The organism is Neisseria sp. P0009.S007 (assembly GCF_051962515.1).
In genome coordinates this window covers 1-3,325 of sequence record NZ_JBQCVF010000165.1, presented here as the reverse complement: position 1 = coordinate 3,325, position 3,325 = coordinate 1, and the positions used below count along the sequence as shown (strand labels likewise).

The 3,325-nt window shown below is 54.0% G+C and carries 2 protein-coding genes; both read left to right on the top strand.

The genetic code is table 11. The features are described from left to right. The first annotated feature begins 342 nt into the window (after positions 1-342). Positions 343-3,045 carry a phosphoenolpyruvate carboxylase gene (gene ppc, locus ACTHS3_RS10925; RefSeq protein WP_440367954.1) on the top strand — a complete coding sequence of 901 codons (2,703 nt, stop codon included), beginning with the start codon at positions 343-345 and terminating at the stop codon, positions 3,043-3,045. 140 nt (positions 3,046-3,185) lie between these two features. Beyond that, on the top strand, positions 3,186-3,325 hold a 140-nt coding region (locus tag ACTHS3_RS10920), incomplete at its 3' end, for a GTPase (RefSeq protein WP_230277518.1).

Sequence of the window (3,325 nt, the reverse complement as noted above, 5' to 3'; positions counted from 1 at the left end):
TGAATGGCGGCAACGCGGGCGATGGTCAGGATACTTGCCTTTTCGGTGGCATTCTCTATCAACACCCGTATCGCCTGCTGGCTCATGTTAACGGTGCCGACGGCGACGGCGGTGTGTTGTTCAGGAAAATCGGGCTGGTTGGGAAATTCAATCATGGTTTTCTCGCCTCTGTTTTGACAGCCAATATTTTACGGCATTTTACAGACACCGGCCACGCGGCGGATACGGACGGCTGTTTTCCGGTTTGAAATGTATCGGACGGCAGCATTGGCAGTTTACAAAAATTTGCTATACAATGGATTCGGGACAAACCCAAATTAACATTTAAATAAGAGAAAAATCATGCAACTGCATATCTTAAACAATCCTAAAGATGCCGCTCTGGCGGCGGATGCGGAATTTTTAAAACAGTCTCTTTTCAATCTGCTGCATGAGGAAGCGTCGCCTTTGGTGGTCGAAACCGTTAAGTTATTATCGACTTCAGACGACAGCGCTGCCTTGATTGAAAAGGTGTTGCCGCAATTAGATGAACAACAAACCCACGATTTAACCCTGGCCTGCGGCCTGTTCGCACAGATTTTGAACATCGCCGAAGACGTGCACCACGAACGCCGCCGCCAAATCCACGAAGAGGCCGGACACAACAGTGCCGAAGGCAGCCTGACGGAAACCGTGCGTAAACTCAAGGCCGGAAAAGTCAACGGCAAAGCGTTGCAACAACAACTGGACAATACAGTCGTTACCGCCGTTTTGACTGCGCACCCGACCGAAGTGCAACGCCAAACCGTCTTGAGCTTCAACCGCCGTATCCGCGCGCTGCTGCCGCAACGCGAACGCTGCACCAATCCTGATGCACTGGCTCAGTTGCGCCGCGAAATCGACACCGTGCTTTTGGGCTTGTGGCAGACCAGCGAAACGCGCCGCCACAAACTCAGCGTCAACGACGAGATCAACAACGGTGTATCCATCTTCCCGATGAGCTTCTTTGAAGCCCTGCCCAAACTCTACCGCACAATGGAACGCGATTTTCAGACGGCCTATCCCGGCGTCCGCGTTCCGAATATCCTTAAAATCGGCGGCTGGATCGGCGGCGACCGCGACGGCAACCCGTTTGTTTCTGCTGAAACCTTGCGTTTTGCGTTCAGACGGCATGCCGATGCAGTGTTCCGCTTCTATCGTGGCGAACTCGACAAACTCTACCGTGAATTGCCGCTCTCCATCCGCCGCGTCAAAGTCAACGACGACGTAATGGCACTGGCCGCCCTCTCGCCTGACGAAGAAATCGCCCGCACCGAAGAACCCTACCGCCGCGCCATCGCCTACATCATGGCACGCGCCATGGGCAAGGCACGCTCACTCGGTTTGGGCATGGGCTGCAAATTCGGCTTCCTCGAGCCTTATGCCACGGTCGAAGAGTTCCTCAACGACCTGAAAAAACTGCAACGCTCGCTCCACGAAAACGGCAGCCAACTGCTGGCAGAAGGCCGTCTGTCCGACATTATCCGCAGCGTGTCCGTGTTCGGCTTCCACATGATGCCGCTCGACCTGCGCCAACACGCAGGCAAACACGCCGATGTGGTTGCCGAGCTTTTCCAACACGCAGGCTTGGAAGACTACAACAGCCTGAACGAAGAGCAAAAACAAGCCGCCCTGTTGCGCGAATTGAGCCATCAACGTCCGCTGTACAGCCCGTTCATCACATACAGCGACCATACCCGCCACGAACTGGCAATTTTCAACGAAGCGCGCAAAATCAAAGACGAATTTGGCGAAGATGCCGTTACACAAAGCATTATTTCCAACTGCGAACAACCCAGCGACCTGCTCGCCTTGGCATTGCTGCTGAAAGAAAGCGGCCTGTTGGTGGTTGAAAACGGCAAACCGCACAGCCGCATCAATATCGTGCCTCTGTTTGAAACCATCGAAGCGCTCGAAAATGCCTGTCCGGTCATGGAAACCATGTTCCGCCTCGACTGGTATGACGCCCTGCTCGAAAGCCGCGGCAATATCCAAGAAATCATGCTGGGCTACTCCGACTCCAACAAAGACGGCGGCTACGTTACCAGCTCATGGTGTCTGTATCAGGCAGAGTTGGGCTTGGTCGAACTCTTCAAAAAATACGATGTCCGCATGCGCCTGTTCCACGGCCGCGGCGGCAGCGTAGGTCGCGGCGGCGGCCCTTCTTACCAAGCTATTTTGGCGCAACCTGCAGGCAGCGTTGCCGGACAAATCCGTATTACCGAGCAAGGCGAAGTCATTACCGCCAAATATGCCGACCCGGGCAATGCCCAACGCAACTTGGAAACCTTGGTTGCCGCGACGTTGGAAGCCAGCATCCTGCCGGATAAAAAAGACCCTGATGCCAAACTGATGCAGGACTTGTCGGACGTATCGTTCAAATACTACCGCGAACTGATTACCCACCCCGACTTCATCGACTACTTCCTGCAAACCAGCCCGATTCAGGAAATTGCCACCCTCAACCTCGGCAGCCGCCCCGCCAGCCGCAAAACCTTGGCGCGGATTCAAGACTTGCGTGCGATTCCGTGGGTATTCTCATGGATGCAAAACCGCCTCATGCTGCCGGCTTGGTACGGTTTCGGCAGCGCAGTGGAAACCTTGTGCGAAGGCAATCCCGACACACTGGCCGCCCTGCGCGAACATGCCCAAAGCAATCCGTTCTTCCAAGCCATGCTCTCCAATATGGAGCAAGTAATGGCAAAAACTGACATCACCTTGGCAGAAAACTATGCCGGCTTGAGCGAATCGCCAGATAAAGCAAAAGTCATCTTCGGCATGATTAAGGAAGAATACCAACGCAGCCGCAAAGCACTGCTCGACCTGTTGCAAACCGAAGAGCTCCTGCGCGACAACCGCAGCCTCGCCCGTTCGCTTGCCTTGAGGATTCCATATTTGAACGCCCTCAACGGCCTGCAAGTCGCCATGCTCAAACGCCTGCGCAAAGAGCCCGACAATCCTCACGCCCTGCTGATGGTTCACCTGACCATCAACGGCGTGGCGCAAGGTTTACGTAATACCGGTTAAGGCAGCACGGAAAAAGGCCGTCTGAAACAATTTTCAGACGGCCTTTTTATGATGAATATACACCAGCATTGCGGCTGTTTTGAGTACCTCTACAATATGCTATAATCCGCCGTTAAACTTTTATCTTTTCAGGAAAAACCATGAGCTTGAAATGCGGTATCGTCGGTTTGCCCAACGTCGGCAAATCCACCCTCTTTAACGCGCTGACCCAATCGGGTATCGAAGCGGCAAACTATCCTTTCTGTACCATCGAACCCAACGTCGGCATCGTTGAAGTCCC